Raw genomic sequence first — 15,771 nt, forward strand, 5'->3', positions numbered from 1 at the left:
TCTTTTCCAGAGAGGATTATCCATGCTGAAATTCACCGAAGAACATGAGTGGCTGAAGGTCGAAGGCGATGTCGCAATCGTGGGCATTACGGCCCATGCCGCTGAACAGCTAGGCGATCTCGTTTTCGTTGAATTGCCCGAGGTCGGCGCCAGTTTCTCGAAGGGAGCCGACGCGGCAACCGTCGAATCCGTTAAGGCGGCTTCCGAAGTCTATTGTCCGCTCGACGGAGAGATCACCGAAATCAACGAAGCCATTACTGCCGATCCGGCCCTCGTCAACTCCGATCCGATGGGTGCCGGCTGGTTCTTCAAGCTGAAGCTGAAGAACGTCGGTGATCTCGATGGTCTTCTTGATGAATCCGGTTACAAGGAGCTGATCGGATAATGACGACGCCGACTGAGTTCACCTTCACAGATTACCAGCCATACGATTTCGCCAATCGCCGTCATATCGGCCCATCTCCGTCGGAGATGGCCGATATGCTCAAGGTGATCGGCTATAAGAGCCTTGACGGCCTGATCGACGCGACGCTACCGCCGGCAATCCGCCAGAAGGCGCCGCTCGCCTGGGGCGCTCCGATGACGGAGCGCGAGGCGCTCGACCGCCTGCGTGAGACCGCCAACAAGAACAAGGTTCTCGTTTCGCTCATCGGCCAGGGCTATTACGGCACGATCACGCCGCCGGTCATCCAGCGCAACATCCTGGAAAATCCGGCCTGGTACACGGCCTATACACCCTATCAGCCCGAGATCAGCCAGGGCCGCCTAGAGGCTCTGCTGAACTACCAGACGATGATCAGCGATCTCACCGGTCTCGATGTCGCCAATGCGTCTCTGCTCGATGAAGCGACGGCTGCGGCCGAAGGCATGGCGATGGCCGAGCGCGTCGCCAAGTCGAAGGCAAAGGCCTTCTTCGTCGATGCCGGCTGTCATCCCCAGACCATTGCGCTGATCAGGACCCGCGCCGAGCCGCTCGGCTGGACCGTCATCGTCGGCAATCCCTTCACCGATCTCGATCCGGTCGATGTCTTCGGTGCGATCTTCCAGTATCCAGGCACGCACGGTCACATCAACGATTTCAGCGGCTTGATCGCCCGCCTGCACCAGACCGGTGCAATCGCCATCATGGCGACCGATCTCCTGGCATTGACCCTGCTGAAATCCCCGGGTGAAATGGGTGCGGATATCGCTATCGGTTCCTCGCAGCGCTTCGGCGTTCCGGTTGGCTATGGCGGCCCGCATGCCGCGTTTATGGCCGTCAAGGACGACTACAAGCGCTCCATGCCGGGCCGTCTCGTCGGGGTTTCCATCGATGCACGCGGCAATCGCGCCTATCGCCTGTCGCTGCAGACCCGCGAACAGCATATCCGCCGCGAAAAGGCGACGTCCAACATCTGCACCGCCCAGGTGCTGCTCGCCGTGATGGCCTCCATGTATGCAGTCTTCCACGGTCCTCAGGGCTTGAAGGCCATCGCGCAACAGGTCCACCAGAAGGCCGTGCTGATGGCCAAGGGCCTGGAAAAGCTTGGCTATACCGTCGAGCCGGAGACCTTTTTCGATACGATCACCGTCGAGGTCGGTCACATGCAGGCTCTCGTCCTGCGCGCAGCCGTCGCCGAAGGCGTCAACCTGCGCAAGGTCGGCGAAACCAAGATCGGCATCAGCCTTGACGAGCGTACGCGCCCGGCGACGGTCGAAGCCGTCTGGCGCGCTTTCGGTGGCGATTTCCGCATCGCAGATTTCGAGCCGTCCTATCGCCTGCCGAAGACGCTGCTGCGCACCAGCGAATACCTCTCGCATCCGATCTTCCACATGAACCGTGCCGAAAGCGAGATGACGCGCTACATCCGCCGTCTTTCGGACCGCGATCTGGCGCTCGACCGCTCGATGATTCCGCTCGGCTCCTGCACCATGAAGCTGAACGCGACGGCGGAAATGCTGCCGATCACCTGGCCGGAATTCTCGGATATCCATCCGTTCGTCCCGGCCGATCAGGCACTTGGCTACCGCGAAATGATCGACGATCTGACGGACAAGCTCTGCGCGGTGACCGGTTACGACGCTTTCTCCATGCAGCCGAATTCCGGCGCGCAGGGCGAATATGCGGGCCTGCTGACCATCCGCAACTATCACATTGCCAATGGTCAGGGTCACCGCGACATCTGCCTCATTCCGACCTCCGCCCACGGCACCAACCCCGCCTCGGCACAGATGGCTGGCATGAAGGTCGTGGTCGTCAAGGTCAGCGATGACGGCGACATCGACATGGCCGATTTCCGCGCCAAGACCGAGCAATATGCCGACAACCTCTCCTGCTGCATGATCACCTATCCTTCGACGCATGGCGTCTTCGAGGAGACGGTGAAGGAGATCTGCGATCTCGTGCACAAGCATGGCGGTCAGGTCTATCTCGATGGCGCCAACATGAACGCTATGGTCGGCCTCTCACGTCCCGGCGATATCGGTTCTGATGTCAGCCACCTGAACCTGCATAAGACCTTCTGCATCCCGCACGGCGGCGGCGGTCCCGGCATGGGCCCGATCGGCGTCAAGGCCCATCTGGCGCCTCACCTGCCCGGCCATCCGGAAACGGACGGCCGCAGCGGTGCGGTCTCGGCAGCAGCCTTCGGTTCGGCCTCGATCCTGCCGATCTCCTGGAGCTATTGCCTGATGATGGGCGGCGAAGGCCTGACGCAGGCAACGAAGGTGGCGATCCTCAACGCCAACTACATCGCTGCCCGTCTCAAGGGTGCCTATGACGTGCTCTACAAGTCCAAGGACGGACGCGTGGCGCATGAATGCATCATCGACACCCGCCCGCTGGCCGCAAGCGCCGGTGTGACGGTCGACGATGTCGCCAAGCGCCTCATCGATTGCGGCTTCCATGCCCCTACCATGAGCTGGCCGGTTGCCGGCACGCTGATGATCGAGCCGACCGAATCGGAAACCAAGGCTGAGCTCGATCGCTTCTGCGAGGCGATGCTGGCAATCCGCGAGGAAGCCCGCGCCATCGAAGACGGCCGGATGGACAAGACCAACAATCCACTGAAGAACGCACCGCACACGGTGGAAGACCTGGTCGGCGAGTGGGATCGCCCCTATTCGCGCGAACAGGCCTGCTTCCCGCCCGGTGCCTTCCGCGTCGACAAATACTGGTCGCCGGTCAATCGCATCGACAATGTCTATGGCGATCGCAACCTGATCTGCACCTGCCCGCCGCTGGAATCCTACGCCGAGGCCGCAGAATAGTATTTTTACAAAAAAGCGAAGCGGTTCAGTCGCTTCGCTGGAAACAGACATAAATCTATTGCGAAACTTGTCTATGAAAACGCCGCGTGTCCGAAAGGATGCGCGGCGTTTTTGATGACGTCACAGTGGGGTCTTGGAAATCAGATTTATGCCGGAACGATTCGACGTGGACAATCCCGACAGCTACATCGCCGCCGCCTTCGAAACCGACGATCCGGCCTCGATCGCCAAGGCGTTGGGTGAAGTGGCGCGCACGCGCAACATGAGCAAGCTTGCCAAGGATGTCGGCATGAACCGCTCGGCACTCTATCGCGCGCTCAGTGGCGACGGGAATCCGGAATTCGCAACGATCCTGAAGGTCGTCAGGGCACTCGGCCTTAAATTGACGCCGGTACCGGCCGCAAACTACGAATATCGACAACGCTCATGAGCTGAATTTCGACCCGTCGCGGAAATCATCTATTTTTCGTCGTTTGGAAGCCGCCAGGTGAGGGCCGATGTCCTCCCCTAATGAGGCATTCTTGCCATTAACGTCAAAATTGTATTGACTACCAGTGTTATTCGCCAACTGTCCTATGGATGGGAATATAGGAAATCAGGTGCTCAGAAATTACCTCCTTCATCTCGTTCCGGCTTTTTGTATCCCTGCAGGCTTATACCTTTTAGACAATAGCCTTCCATTGACTAATCTTTTTAAGGTTGGCTTGCTATTTCCGGCCCTACTGCTTGCGCTGAAGAGGTTACAGTTTTATTTCCCACCAGAAAACATAAAGGACCGCTCAATCGGCGGGACAGTTGAATACTCCATCCTGAATGGAATGGTCTACGCTACCTTCATGGTTGAATTTACAGGTCTCACACAGCCGTGGCTACAGCCAACAATCGTCGCGACATTGCGCACATTCATGATTGGCACCGCAGCCGTGACCGTATCCACTATAATTGTAAATCTAAACCAGCAGAAAAAGTTGCGTGATCTGAGCCGCGATGCATGACATTGGGCAGGATTTCGCCCGCAGTAGCTGCGAAACCGAACCCTGCCGCAAAAATACTGGATGGCGCTGATAAATTCATCACAGACTGCATGTTCACCGGAACGGCGATGTCAAAGCACGAAACGCATTGCGGGTGAATTATGGAGGAGCCAGCGTTAAGCGGGTTGCGCTGCCTGTCGCTGAGCCGCAAGGGCCGCAAGATCGGCGGGCTTCAGCTCGACGGATTCGCCGCAGCCGCAAGCCGATGTCTGATTGGGATTGGTGAAGATGAAGCCGGAACGCAGCGTCGTGGTCTCGAAGCCCATTTCCGTGCCGAGCAAATAGAGGACGGCCGACGGCTCGACCCAGACCTTTGCGCCATCGCGCTCGATCAGGTCGTCTTTGGGGTTCGGCTCGGTCACCAGGTCGATGGTATATTCCATGCCGGCACACCCGCCCTTTTTGATGCCGACGCGAACGCCCTTGGCATCGGGGCCGGAATTGCCGACGATCGCCTTGACGCGGGCTGCTGCCGCATCCGTCATGCTCATGATTGCGAAGCCCATGGGCTCATTCTCCTCTGGCATCGGCCCGAAAAGTGGTCCGGTTTTCGGACCAGCCGATGCCTACTTAAATGCAACCGGGGTCAAGATCCGGCGCTTCGAGTCTTAATGTAAAGCCGGCGGCTTAAAGCTTCAATACCAGCCGACGGCCACCTGTGCCTCTTCCGACATGCGATCCGGCGTCCATGGCGGGTCGAAGGTCATGCTGACGTCGACACCGGAAACACCTTCCACGGCGCCGACGGCATTTTCGACCCAGCCCGGCATTTCGCCGGCGACCGGGCAACCCGGTGCTGTCAGCGTCATGACGATCTTCACCATGCGGTCGTCTTCGATATCGATCTTGTAGACCAGACCAAGCTCGAAGATATCGGCGGGAATTTCCGGATCATAAACCGTCTTCAACGCGGAGATGATGTCGTCGCTGAGGCGCGCCAGCTCATCTGCGGGAATGCTGGAATGCACGATCCCTTCGCGTGCGTCGATCTTCTGTTCGCTTTCGTCGAGTGACATCGCTTGCCTCCTCAGGCAAAGAATTTCCGTGCATATTCCAGTGCGTCGGCCAGAGCATCCACCTCCGCGCGCGTATTGTACATGCCGAACGATGCACGGCATGTGGAGGTGACGCCGAAGCGTTTCAAGAGCGGTTGGGCGCAATGCGTGCCGGCACGAACGGCAACACCCTGCCGGTCGATCACCATCGAAACGTCGTGGGAGTGAATTCCCGCCAGCTCGAAGGAGAAGATGCCGCCCTTGCCTGGCGCCGTACCGATGACACGCAGCGAATTGATATCCCGCAGCCGTTCCGCCGCATAGGTGGCCAGATCGGCTTCGTGGCGCGCAATCGCTTCCCGGCCTATGCTGTCCATGTAATCGAGCGCATAACCAAGGCCGATCGCCTGCACGATCGGCGGCGTTCCCGCTTCGAAGCGATGCGGCGGATCGTTGTAGGTGACGTTTTCCTCGGTGACATCGAAAATCATCTCGCCGCCGCCCTGGAACGGCCGCATCTCGGCAAGCCGCTCCTTCTTGCCGTAGAGAACGCCGATACCCGAGGGGCCGTAAAGCTTGTGACCGGTCATGACATACCAGTCGCAATCGATATCCTGCACATCGACAGGCATATGCACAGCACCCTGCGAGCCGTCGATCAGAACCGGAATGCCACGCTCATGCGCAATGCGGCAGACTTCCTTCACGGGAACGACGGTTCCGAGCGCGTTCGACATATGGGTGATGGCGACGAGCTTGGTGCGCTCCGTCAGGCTCTTCTCGAAATCCTCGATATGGAACGCGCCCTCGTCGTCGACTGGCACCCACACGAGTTTGGCACCCTGCCGTTCCCGGATGAAATGCCAGGGAACGATGTTGGAGTGATGCTCCATGATGGAGACGACGATCTCGTCACCCTCGCCGATCTTCGGCATGCCCCAACCGTAGGCGATCGTGTTGATCGCCTCGGTCGAGTTCTTGGTAAAGACGATATCGTCGACCGACGGCGCATTCAGGAAGCGGCGCACCTTTTCGCGAGCCGCTTCATAGGCTTCCGTGGCAGCGTTGGACAGGAAATGCAGGCCGCGATGCACATTCGCATATTCGTTGGAATAGGCGTGAGAGATGGCATCGATGACGACCTGCGGCTTCTGCGCGGAAGCGCCATTGTCGAGATAGACGAGCGGCTTGCCATGCACCGTCTTCGCCAGGATCGGAAAATCCCGGCGAATGGCTTCGACGTCATAGGCTGTTGCCGGCACGATCTTGTCCACGAGCTTTGCCTCCAATCAGGCGTGCTTTTCCAGCCAGGCTGAGATAACGCCTTCCAGCGCCTCGACCAGGGCTTCGTCTTCCAGTTCCTCGACGATCTCGGCCACGAAGGCATTGACCAGCATGGCCCGCGCCTTGTTCCGCGGAATGCCGCGAGCCATCAGGTAGTAGAGATGGTTCTCGTCGATGTCGGCAACCGTTGCACCATGGCCGCACTGGACGTCGTCGGCGAAGATTTCGAGCTCCGGCTTGACGGAGAATTCAGCGTCGTCCGACATCAGCAACGTGTTGCATGCCATGCGTGCGTCGGTCTTCTGTGCATCGGGCGCAACCCGGATCATGCCCTGGAACACGCCGCGAGCGCGGTCGAACACCACGTTACGGACGATCTCGGTCGACGCAGTATGCGGAACGTCATGGCCAAGCACCAGCGTCACGTCCGTATGGGTGTCGCCGCCCAGCAGGTTGATGCCGCGCAGCGTCAGATCGGAACCCTCGCCCGTCACCTTCACATGCAGCTCCTGCCGCACCAGCTTGCCGCCGGCATTGATGACGAAGAGCTTCAGCTTCGCATCGGCGCCGAGATCGACGCGGATCTGACCGAGATGCGTATCCTCGGATCCCTGCTCCTGCAGGATGATCCAGATCACTTCCGCACCCTTACCGATCTTGATTTCACTCACCGACGAGACGAGAGCGGCAGCACCTTCGACAGCCTGGTGGCGTTCGATGACCGTCGCCTTCACGCCGGCCCCGAAGGAAACCGGCAAGCGGCTGTGGATCTGCCCGCCGGCGTGTACGAACTGCACCTCCAGCGGCGCTTCGAGTTCGGTGCCATCGGGAACGTCGATGACATAGCCATCGCGCACGAAGCTCGCATTGATGCGCCCGATGGCGTCATCCTTGCCGAGTGCTTCGAGCCCGGCGGCTGCCGTGCCATTGATCAGGCTGTCGGCGTAGCGTCCGACCGCCAGATTCTTGACGGAAGCCTTTTCGTTCGCCTTGCCCTGGAGGACCGCAAGAACCGGAGATCCCTCGACCGTCGGCGGCAGCGCCTCCACAAGACCCTTGCCGATGTCGCTGGGAACCAGGCGCAGCAGGTTCTTGAAATCGGTATAGTGCCAGGCTTCGACGCGGCGCGTCGGCAGGCCTGCCGTCTTCAGCTCGTCCAGCAGGCGGTCGCGGACGGCGAAAACCTCGCCATCACCAGGCAGATCGCCCATCTGGTCGTTATACGCCTCGATCAGCGCCGTTTCGGCTGATGTCAGGCGGTTCGTCGTCTGAATGTTCATCGACGTGTCCTTTCCGCCTCGATCAGGCTGCAGCTCCGATGATGTCGGCATAGCCGTTGGCTTCGAGCTCATGCGCCAGCGTCTTGTCGCCGGACTTGATCACCTGGCCCTTGTAGAGGACGTGGACGGTGTCCGGAACGATATAGTCGAGCAGGCGCTGGTAGTGGGTGATGACGATCACGGCGCGATCCGGGGAACGCAGCGCGTTGACGCCGTCGGCGACGATCTTCAGCGCGTCGATGTCGAGGCCGGAATCGGTTTCGTCGAGCACGCAAAGCTGCGGCTCCAGGAGCGCCATCTGCAGGATTTCGGCGCGCTTCTTTTCACCGCCGGAAAAGCCGACGTTCAGCGGGCGCTTCAGCATGTCCATGTTGATCTGCAGCTTGGCAGCGGCATCCTTGACGCGACGCAGGAAATCCGGCGTCGTCAGCTCGTCTTCGCCACGCGCCTTGCGCTGTTCGTTGAGCGCCACCTTCAGGAACTGCATGGTGGCAACGCCGGGGATTTCGACCGGATACTGGAACGCCAGGAAGATGCCCTTGGCGGCGCGCTCGGCGGCGTCGAGCTCCAGAATGCTCTCGCCGTTATAGAGGATGTCGCCCTCGGTGACTTCATAGTCCTCACGGCCGGCGAGAATGTAGGAGAGCGTCGACTTGCCGGAGCCGTTCGGGCCCATGATGGCAGCGACTTCGCCGGCCTTTACGGTCAGGTTCAGGCCACGGATGATCTCGGTGCCGTCTTCGGCGATACGGGCGTGCAGGTTCTTGATTTCAAGCATTTTAGTATCCTATCGCAGGAATGAGTGTGCGGCGCGCGTGGCGCGCCAAAGCTAGTTCTGGTTCGTGTGCGTCAGCCGACGCTGCCTTCGAGCGAGATGCCGATCAGCTTCTGCGCTTCGACGGCGAATTCCATCGGCAGCTCCTGCAGCACTTCCTTGACGAAGCCGTTGACGATCAGCGCAATCGCCGCTTCCTCCGGAATGCCGCGCTGCAGGCAGTAGAACAGCTGGTCTTCGGAAATCTTCGAGGTCGTGGCTTCATGCTCGAACTGCGCGGACGAATTCTTCGCCTCGATGTACGGCACCGTATGCGCGCCGCACTTGTCGCCGATCAAAAGCGAGTCGCACTGCGTGAAGTTGCGGGCGTTGGTCGCGCGGCGATGCGCCGAGACCTGGCCGCGATAGGTATTCTGCGAGACACCGGCCGCGATACCCTTCGAGATGATGCGGCTCGACGTGTTCTTGCCGAGATGGATCATCTTGGTGCCACTGTCGACCTGCTGATGGCCGTTCGAAACCGCGATGGAATAGAACTCACCACGGCTGTCATCGCCGCGCAGGATGCAGGACGGATACTTCCAGGTGATGGCAGAGCCGGTCTCGACCTGTGTCCAGGAAATCTTGGAGCGGTGGCCGCGGCAATCGCCACGCTTGGTGACGAAGTTGTAGATGCCGCCCTTGCCGTGCTTGTCGCCCGGATACCAGTTCTGGACGGTCGAATACTTGATCTCGGCGTCATCGAGCGCAACCAGCTCGACGACAGCGGCGTGCAGCTGGTTTTCATCGCGCTGCGGCGCCGTGCAGCCTTCCAGATAGGAGACATAGGCACCTTCTTCGGCGATGATCAGCGTGCGCTCGAACTGGCCGGTATTCTTTTCGTTGATGCGGAAGTAGGTCGACAGTTCCATCGGGCAACGAACGCCCTTCGGCACGAAGACGAACGAACCGTCGGTGAAGACGGCCGAATTCAACGTCGCATAGAAATTGTCCGTCGTCGGCACCACGGAGCCGAGGTACTTGCGCACCAGCTCGGGATATTCGCGGATGGCTTCCGAGATCGACATGAAGATCACGCCGGCCTTCTTCAGCTCTTCCTTGAAGGTCGTGACGACCGAAACGGAATCGAACACCGCGTCGACGGCGATCTTCGGCTTCTCGACGCCGGCGAGAATTTCCTGCTCGCGCAGCGGAATGCCGAGCTTCTCGTAGGTCTTCAGAAGCTCCGGATCAACGTCGTCGAGCGACTTCGGACCGGCGAATTTCTTCGGCGCGGCATAATAGTGAATATCGTTGAAGTCGATCTTCGGATAGTCGACGCGCGCCCATGTGGGCTCTTCAAGCGTCAGCCAGCGGCGATAGGCCTCGAGGCGCCATTCCAGCATCCAATCCGGCTCCTGCTTCTTGGCGGAGATGAAGCGGATAATGTCTTCGGAGAGGCCCTTGGGAGCCTTTTCCACCTCGATCGTGGTCTCAAAACCATACTTATACTGGTCCACGTCAATCAGGCGAACCTGATCGACCGTTTCCTGGACTGCAGGCATTTCGTTCTCCAATCTCGCCGGATCCAAGGTCCGGCAGCTTGTCAACGTTGCGGCAGACTTATGTCTACCCCCTATGTAGTCGGCCAAAAGGGACTTTTCACCCCGATTGGCAAGCGGAAATTTCGGTTTCCGCAAAATTGTGGCCGTCAGGCCGCCGCACCCGCCAGCTTGCGCCTTGCCGCGATGCGGGAAAACGCGGCGATTGCGCGATCAATCTCCGCTTCGGTCGTGGTTGGACCCAGCGAAATGCGCAACGCTCCAAGCTTGGGATCGCATCCCATCGCCACGAGCACATGGCTCTCGCCGACCTTGCCGGACGAGCAGGCGGACCCGGCAGAAATCGCCACCCCTTCCAGGTCGAAAGCGATCTGGCCGGTTTCGGATTTCAGTCCCGGCAGCGTGAAAAAGCTGGTGTTCGGAACGCGCGCACCCTGCTCGCCATGAATAATGACATCCGGTGCGCTCTGCCGCATGCCTTCTTCCAGCCGGTCGCGTAGTCTGGCAATTGCGACATTCCGTTCTTCTAGCCTGTCGAACGCGGCAGCGGCAGCCGCACCGAAGCCAATGATGGCAAGCGTGTTTTCCGTACCCGAGCGATGGCCCTTTTCCTGGCCGCCGCCATGGATCAACGGTTTCGGCATCAGCACCTCGCCACGCGAGACGAGCGCGCCGGCACCCTTGGGACCGCCAATCTTGTGCGAGGAGACGATCAGGAAATCCGCACCGATCGCATCGATATCGAGCGGAACGCGGCCGGCGGCCTGAACTGCGTCGACCACGAAGAGCCCGCCCGCCGCCTGAACAAGCTTCGCGGCTTCAATCACAGGCTGGAGAATACCGGTCTCGTTATTGGCAAACATGATGGCGACCATCGGTAAGCCGGCCGTTTTGTCATGCGCCGACAGCAACGCTTCCAGTGCGGCAAGATCGACCGTGCCTTCCGGCGTTACCGGTATTTCGCTGACATTATCTCTGGCAAACCGCCCGCCTTCGCGCACGGCCGGATGTTCGACGGCCGATATATAAAGATGGCTGACGGCAAGCGGCGTCCGGCCCATGCGAAATTCCGGCGTCAACACCATATTGGCCGCCTCGGTGGCGCCGCTGGTGAAAACGATGTGCGCGGGTTCCGCGCCCGTCAGGCTTGCCACTTGCCTCCGGGCGGCCTCGACAGCGGCCCGCGCTGCCCTACCTTCGCCGTGAACGGAATTGGGGTTGCCTTGAATATCCATTGCACGCAACATCGCATCGCGCGCCGCCGGATGAAGCGGCGCGGTAGCATTCCAGTCGAGATAGAGGCGTGTTGCCGCCATAATCTTCTTCCTGCGCGACTTTGCTTTACTGCGGCCGGCTCATTTTCCTTGAAATTTCAGCCGGGCATGCCTTATGACACGTTCCACAAACCGTTGCACAGACAACAGGCGGAACACCGCATCAAGTTTCGAATTGTTCTAAACTGCGTTCTAGAAAAGATGAGCGCATTCGTCAAGTCAACTTGCTGCGTGCCGTTGGATTTGGACGCAGAAAAAGAAGAGCCGGAGTATCAATGCCCGAAGTAATTTTCAACGGCCCCGCAGGCCGCCTTGAAGGCCGCTATCAGCCCTCCAAGGAAAAAAGCGCCCCGATCGCCATTATTCTCCATCCGCATCCCCAGTTCGGCGGCACGATGAATAATCAGGTGGTCTACCAGCTCTTCTATATGTTCCAGAAGCGCGGTTTCACCACACTCCGCTTCAATTTCCGCGGCATCGGCCGCAGCCAGGGTGAATTCGATCACGGCGCCGGCGAGCTTTCCGATGCGGCATCGGCACTCGACTGGGTCCAGAGCCTCCATCCCGATTCGAAGAGCTGCTGGGTTGCCGGCTATTCCTTCGGCGCCTGGATCGGCATGCAGCTGCTGATGCGCCGCCCCGAGATCGAAGGTTTCATGTCGATCGCGCCGCAGCCGAATATATACGATTTCTCCTTCCTTGCTCCCTGCCCGTCATCCGGCCTGATCATCAACGGCGATGCGGACAAGGTTGCTCCGGAAAAGGATGTCAACGGCCTTGTCGAGAAGCTGAAGACGCAGAAGGGCATCCTGATCACGCACAAGGTCGTGCCGGGCGCCAACCACTTCTTCAACGGCCAGGTCGAAACGCTGCTCAGCGAATGCGAGGATTATCTCGACCGCCGCCTGAATGGCGAACTGGTGCCGGAACCGGCCGCCAAACGCATTCGCTAAGAAGCGGTACCCGTCTCAGAGCGTTTCCGCGTTTCTTTGAAACACGGAAACGCTCAATTTTACCGTTTACGCATTCCGGTCGAAAATCGTTGCAAACTTTTCCCGGAACTCCTCCTAGCGCGACATCCTGAAGCAAAGGCCTGAAGTGCCGCTGACAACGATCGGCGCTTCGTACTGCATTCCGATTTTCTGGAGAACTCGCTGCGAAGCAGCGTTTTCCGGATGCGTGAATGCGATGAACCGATCGGTAAAGCCGCGGCGGAAAAACCACTGCGCGAGCGCGCCGGCGATTTCGGTGGCATAGCCATTGCCCCACGCGTCCTGCCGAAGCGAATAGCCGAGTTCGAACTCGCCTCGCCCTCTCTCCTGGAAGCGCGAAAATCCGGCACGGCCGATAAAGCGTCCATCCTCGCGCCGCAGCAGCTTGTATTTGGTCGTGCCATCTCGCGCATGTTCATCGAACCAGCTTTTCAGCCGTTCCTCGGCCTTCTCCAGCGTCCAAGGAGCCGCACCCGAGAGATAGCGCGTCGTGTCGATCGTCGAATGCAATTGCCGAATCACTTCGGCATCACCCTTGTCCCACATCGTCAGAACGAGGCGCGGGGTTTCGAGTATGATGGTGTCACTCATCTGCCTGCCTATTTTCGTGATGGATCTGCAGCCTGCTGGGTGTATGGCAGCGCCGATTGACGACCGGCCGGTCAGTGCTAACCGCTCGGGCCGATTTCAACAAGCCGATCAAGTGACAATATCGCGTGCGAAGGCCCGCCGAAGCGAGCCTTGAAATTATCGCTTGATATCATCGGTCAGTGACATGCCGGCAGGCCAGGAGCGCCGCACTTCTTCTTTTCCGGAGACTTCTGCGGCGGAAGCGGTCTTTTAACCTGTTGCACGACCTTCGCCTGCGGTTGGGGCCTCGGCTGAGCCTGCGGCTTCGGCGCTGGCGCCCTCGCCTGCGCCACGACATGCGGCAAGGGTCTGGGCTGCGCAGGAGTCGGATTGGCTCGCCTGGGCGGGGCGGCGGCCACATGAGGTTGACTGCTGATCCGAGGTTGGTTGTTGGAGATGGCCTTGGGCTTCGCCGGAGTTCGGGCGGCAACAGCGGGAGCGTGGGCACTGGGCTTCGGTGCAACTGCAACCGTTTTCGGTTTGCCACTCGGCGCTGTTTGCTGTGCCGGGGTCTTGGCAATCTGGTTTTGCTCCTTGGCACCGGGAAGTGCATGAGCATTGGCGTTCGGTGCAGCCTGAGGCTGTTGAGCCTGTTTCGTCTGCGCTCCGCCCGGATTGGCCAGCTTGCCCGTGGTTGGCAAAGGCTGACCATTTGCGCCGGGAAGCGCGTGTACATTGATATTTGTGCCTTGCTGAGCAGGTTGCGTGGCGACAGCCGGATTATGCGATGCATTCGGTGCGACTTGTGGCGATTGCCCCTGCTTCGTCTGAGCGGCTCCCGGCAGTGCATGAGCTGCAGCATTTCCGGCTTGCGGCTGGGCCGAAGGTGCGGCCGCCGGAGCCGTTCCGGGCGCCGCCTTGACCGCTGCGGCCGGATTCTGCTTTTGCAGAATCGCCGCCTTCTTCTGCACTGATGGCGGCAGGGCGACATGCAGCGCCACGGCGCCTGCTCCGGCAATGACGGCTGCGCCGCCAAGCTTCTGGCCCGTCGTCAGCCCGGGTGCTGCAGGCGCAGCGCCATTTTCATTGACGACAGTATTGTTATTGATGACCGTCGTGTTGTTCACGACCGTATTGTGGATGTTGTTGAAGATGATGTTGTTTTCGGGCGGTGCGATATCGCGCGGCGGTTCGACCCATCGAGGGACCGGAACGAAGACTGGCGCCGGCAATACATAGAGATTGACCGAAGGCTGCGGCGGTGCCAGCACGACGAAATCCTGTGGCGGCGGCGCGAGGAAAACGAGGGGCGGCGGCGGTGCATAGCCGAAGTCGGCATCATCGAAATAAAGCACTGGCCGCTCGACATAGACCACCTCCGGCGGCGGTGGTGGCGGCACGTCATATTCGATGACGGTGAAGGACGGCGGCGGCTCAAGCGCTGCCTCGAAATGTTCGAGACTGCGGCGGGCATCCCACACATGGGGACCGCGCGGATAACGCCTGAGATAGGACCAATAGGCCTCCGGCGTATCGGCAATCCAGGTCTCGCGCCAGGTGATAGCCTCGCGGCGGGCAGCGACAATGGCGCGCACGCGCCTTGCCATGGAGTCGTTGGGATAGGCTGCCAGAAAATCCTCATAGCCCTGTAGCGTGTCGCGATCGAGCGCGGCGAAATAGGCATCCCGCTCGTCGAAATCGCGGATCGCCTTCGTGCGGATTGCCGCGTTATCGTAGCTCACCACCTGGGTGGCCGGCGCATCGGGACCGCGATCGAAGAAGGTAAGGGCATTTCTGAATTTGGAGGCATCCCAGGAGATCTGCGCGCCCTTGGTCAGATCGCTGACGCGCAGGCGCGTGCGATCGAATACGTCGTCAAGGGGCAGACCGCCGACGCGGATCATCTCCGCCAGCGCATGCGCGTAGGAACCATAGGGACCGGCCTCCTGCGGCGCCACCGTGCCGGGCGCTGCATTGAAGGCGATCAGCTGGTTGGCGTCTGGATCGACCAAGGCCAGACCGCCGGCCAGCGGCTGGCTGGACTGCACGAATGGATTGGCCCTCGCCGCATCCAGCACGACGATGCTGCCGCGATTGTTGATCGCGGCCAGCGACTTCGTGAAGTCGCTCACGCGGATCGCCTGAACGGGGACATCCGTAGCATTGGTGATCTGTGCATCGACAGGAACGAAATAATTGTCGCCCTCATATTGCACACCATAGCCCGCCAGATACACGAAGACGACGGTGTTGGGGCCTGATGCGTTGGCTTTCGTCAGAAAGTCGCGCATGGCGTCGCGCAGCCCGTTCTGGTCGAGGTCGCGCGCGCCGATCACATCGAAGCCCGCGGCCTGCAGCGTCTGCGCGATCAGGCCGGCATCATTGGCCGGCGTCGGAAGCGCGCCAGCCTTGTAGACGGCATTACCCACGACGAAGGCTATTCTCTTTTCGGGAGAACCCTGCGCTTCGGCCGGACTCGTAGCAGCGATACCGGCCAAAACCAACATCATGGCAAGAAATGCCCAGATCGTCCTTTGAGATGACAATCCCATCATCGAGAGCAGAGGTGACATACCGGCTTCTTTCGCGAAACATGTGACGCACACGGGATGAATGGGAAATGGCTAGGATTGGATTTGGGCGGATACGCGGCATATTCCCGGCGGCATGGCGGCGATGTCGCGGTCTATTCACGTTCAGACGCGCTCGGTTACAAATCCCGCCTCAATCGAAACTTGCCACCCGCGACACCAAAATGATGACGTGCCGGCAAATCG

The 15,771-nt window shown here is 60.0% G+C and carries 14 protein-coding genes; 5 read left to right on the forward strand and 9 right to left on the reverse strand.

Annotated features, from left to right (window positions below):
- Window positions 1–22: 22 nt before the first annotated feature.
- From gcvH to DQ393_RS33490, 4 genes are all read left to right on the forward strand, one after another.
- Window positions 23–385 carry a glycine cleavage system protein GcvH gene (gcvH, locus tag DQ393_RS18175; RefSeq protein ID WP_112334775.1) on the forward strand — a complete coding sequence of 121 codons (363 nt, stop codon included), beginning with the start codon at window positions 23–25 and terminating at the stop codon, window positions 383–385.
- Window positions 385–3,249: an aminomethyl-transferring glycine dehydrogenase gene (gcvP, locus tag DQ393_RS18180; RefSeq protein WP_112343144.1), complete on the forward strand. Its 2,865-nt coding sequence runs from the start codon at window positions 385–387 to the stop codon at window positions 3,247–3,249. Before gcvH ends, gcvP begins: the two co-directional genes overlap by 1 nt.
- Window positions 3,250–3,397: 148 nt before the next feature.
- Window positions 3,398–3,679: an addiction module antidote protein gene (locus tag DQ393_RS18185; RefSeq protein WP_112343145.1), complete on the forward strand. Its 282-nt coding sequence runs from the start codon at window positions 3,398–3,400 to the stop codon at window positions 3,677–3,679.
- A gap of 169 nt (window positions 3,680–3,848) precedes the next feature.
- On the forward strand, window positions 3,849–4,244 hold the full coding sequence (locus DQ393_RS33490; protein ID WP_162737072.1) for a hypothetical protein: 396 nt from the start codon (window positions 3,849–3,851) through the stop codon (window positions 4,242–4,244).
- 155 nt (window positions 4,245–4,399) lie between these two features.
- Here DQ393_RS33490 and sufA read toward each other — a convergent pair whose 3' ends face one another.
- The 7 genes from sufA to DQ393_RS18225 all read right to left on the reverse strand — a co-directional run bounded on the left by sufA (window position 4,400) and on the right by DQ393_RS18225 (window position 11,474).
- Window positions 4,400–4,789 (reverse strand): Fe-S cluster assembly scaffold SufA, encoded by a 390-nt coding sequence (gene sufA / locus DQ393_RS18195; RefSeq protein WP_112343146.1) that lies wholly within the window; start codon window positions 4,787–4,789, stop codon window positions 4,400–4,402.
- 129 nt (window positions 4,790–4,918) lie between these two features.
- A complete protein-coding gene (locus DQ393_RS18200; RefSeq protein ID WP_069612273.1) occupies window positions 4,919–5,299 on the reverse strand; it encodes an SUF system Fe-S cluster assembly protein in 381 nt (126 codons plus the stop codon).
- Window positions 5,300–5,310: 11 nt separating this feature from the next.
- Window positions 5,311–6,552, reverse strand: coding sequence for a cysteine desulfurase (locus DQ393_RS18205; RefSeq protein ID WP_112343181.1), 1,242 nt, complete (start codon window positions 6,550–6,552; stop codon window positions 5,311–5,313).
- Window positions 6,553–6,567: 15 nt separating this feature from the next.
- Complete coding sequence (sufD, locus tag DQ393_RS18210) at window positions 6,568–7,842, reverse strand: Fe-S cluster assembly protein SufD (RefSeq protein ID WP_112343147.1); 1,275 nt, start codon at window positions 7,840–7,842, stop codon at window positions 6,568–6,570.
- A gap of 22 nt (window positions 7,843–7,864) precedes the next feature.
- On the reverse strand, window positions 7,865–8,620 hold the full coding sequence (sufC, locus tag DQ393_RS18215) for a Fe-S cluster assembly ATPase SufC (RefSeq protein ID WP_092716448.1): 756 nt from the start codon (window positions 8,618–8,620) through the stop codon (window positions 7,865–7,867).
- A gap of 71 nt (window positions 8,621–8,691) precedes the next feature.
- Window positions 8,692–10,161: a Fe-S cluster assembly protein SufB gene (gene sufB, locus DQ393_RS18220; RefSeq protein ID WP_112343148.1), complete on the reverse strand. Its 1,470-nt coding sequence runs from the start codon at window positions 10,159–10,161 to the stop codon at window positions 8,692–8,694.
- Between the two features lie 146 nt (window positions 10,162–10,307).
- The gene (locus DQ393_RS18225) at window positions 10,308–11,474 is read right to left on the reverse strand and encodes a cysteine desulfurase family protein (RefSeq protein ID WP_112343149.1); all 1,167 of its coding nucleotides are present in this window, start codon (window positions 11,472–11,474) and stop codon (window positions 10,308–10,310) included.
- Window positions 11,475–11,707: 233 nt separating this feature from the next.
- On the opposite strand from DQ393_RS18225, the gene DQ393_RS18235 reads away from it, so the two are divergent.
- Entirely contained in the window at window positions 11,708–12,385 is a 678-nt protein-coding gene (locus tag DQ393_RS18235) for an alpha/beta hydrolase (RefSeq protein ID WP_112343151.1), read from the forward strand.
- 114 nt (window positions 12,386–12,499) lie between these two features.
- Here DQ393_RS18235 and DQ393_RS18240 read toward each other — a convergent pair whose 3' ends face one another.
- Both DQ393_RS18240 and DQ393_RS18245 read right to left on the reverse strand, forming a co-directional pair.
- Window positions 12,500–13,015 carry a GNAT family N-acetyltransferase gene (locus DQ393_RS18240; protein WP_112343152.1) on the reverse strand — a complete coding sequence of 172 codons (516 nt, stop codon included), beginning with the start codon at window positions 13,013–13,015 and terminating at the stop codon, window positions 12,500–12,502.
- Window positions 13,016–13,191: 176 nt separating this feature from the next.
- A complete protein-coding gene (locus tag DQ393_RS18245; protein WP_112343153.1) occupies window positions 13,192–15,567 on the reverse strand; it encodes a caspase family protein in 2,376 nt (791 codons plus the stop codon).
- Window positions 15,568–15,771: the final 204 nt, after the last annotated feature.

Source organism: Martinezella tropici (assembly GCF_003287875.1).
Taxonomy (GTDB): domain Bacteria; phylum Pseudomonadota; class Alphaproteobacteria; order Rhizobiales; family Rhizobiaceae; genus Rhizobium; species Rhizobium tropici_C.

Bases quoted from the DNA above. Each gene is read 5' to 3' on its own strand.
- gcvH (WP_112334775.1), top strand. From the start codon at position 23: ATGCTGAAATTCACCGAAGAACATGAGTGGCTGAAGGTCGAAGGCGAT.
- gcvP (WP_112343144.1), top strand. From the start codon at position 385: ATGACGACGCCGACTGAGTTCACCTTCACAGATTACCAGCCATACGAT.
- DQ393_RS18185 (WP_112343145.1), top strand. From the start codon at position 3,398: ATGCCGGAACGATTCGACGTGGACAATCCCGACAGCTACATCGCCGCC.
- sufA (WP_112343146.1), bottom strand. From the start codon at position 4,789: ATGGGCTTCGCAATCATGAGCATGACGGATGCGGCAGCAGCCCGCGTC.
- DQ393_RS18200 (WP_069612273.1), bottom strand. From the start codon at position 5,299: ATGTCACTCGACGAAAGCGAACAGAAGATCGACGCACGCGAAGGGATC.
- sufD (WP_112343147.1), bottom strand. From the start codon at position 7,842: ATGAACATTCAGACGACGAACCGCCTGACATCAGCCGAAACGGCGCTG.
- sufC (WP_092716448.1), bottom strand. From the start codon at position 8,620: ATGCTTGAAATCAAGAACCTGCACGCCCGTATCGCCGAAGACGGCACC.
- sufB (WP_112343148.1), bottom strand. From the start codon at position 10,161: ATGCCTGCAGTCCAGGAAACGGTCGATCAGGTTCGCCTGATTGACGTG.
- DQ393_RS18225 (WP_112343149.1), bottom strand. From the start codon at position 11,474: ATGGCGGCAACACGCCTCTATCTCGACTGGAATGCTACCGCGCCGCTT.
- DQ393_RS18235 (WP_112343151.1), top strand. From the start codon at position 11,708: ATGCCCGAAGTAATTTTCAACGGCCCCGCAGGCCGCCTTGAAGGCCGC.
- DQ393_RS18240 (WP_112343152.1), bottom strand. From the start codon at position 13,015: ATGAGTGACACCATCATACTCGAAACCCCGCGCCTCGTTCTGACGATG.
- DQ393_RS18245 (WP_112343153.1), bottom strand. From the start codon at position 15,567: ATGTCACCTCTGCTCTCGATGATGGGATTGTCATCTCAAAGGACGATC.